2 protein-coding genes are annotated in these 609 nt (G+C 46.6%); both read right to left on the reverse strand.

What is annotated here, in order from left to right; genetic code table 11:
* The coding region (locus R7040_RS27790) for an SCP2 sterol-binding domain-containing protein (RefSeq protein WP_318097795.1) at positions 1-194 on the reverse strand (194 nt) is incomplete at its 3' end.
* Between the two features lie 11 nt (positions 195-205).
* On the reverse strand, positions 206-609 hold a 404-nt coding region (locus tag R7040_RS27795; RefSeq protein ID WP_318097796.1), incomplete at its 5' end, for a ubiquinone/menaquinone biosynthesis methyltransferase.

The following is a 609-nucleotide window of genomic DNA, read 5'->3' on the forward strand; positions in this document are numbered from 1 at the left end:
TGACCTTCGTAGTTACCCAGCACATCAATCTGCTGACTGAAAACAAACGTCAGCGTCTTGTCGATTTCTTTGAGGTGAACTTGGATAACTTGGCCCTTGAGACGCGCTAAACGACGACCCAATGCAGGATCGTCTTTAATCAGTGTGTTCAGCGAAGTTTCAATGACAGCAGTGATAAGAGGTTCAAATGGCATGCCGTTAACCCTTAGAATTTGTAACCGCGGTGCAACGCCACAATACCACCCGTTAGGTTGTAGTATTTGGTGTTTTCGAAGCCAGCGTCTTGCATCATACCTTCCAGAGTTTCTTGGTCTGGGTGCATGCGAATAGATTCAGCAAGGTAGCGGTAGCTTTCTGCGTCATTCGCGACCAATTCGCCCATTTTTGGCAATAGGTGGAATGAGTACGCGTCGTACACTTTTGATAGTGGTTCGAGAACTGGTTTAGAGAATTCCAAAACCAATAGACGACCACCTGGCTTGAGGACGCGGAACATTGAACGCAGTGCTTTGTCTTTGTCGGTTACGTTACGAAGACAGAAGCTGATGGTGATCACATCGAAGTAATCATCTGGGAAAGGCAGTTCTTCTGCGTTTGCTTGTACGTAGT

It is taken from the genome of Vibrio sp. 1069 (assembly GCF_033340555.1).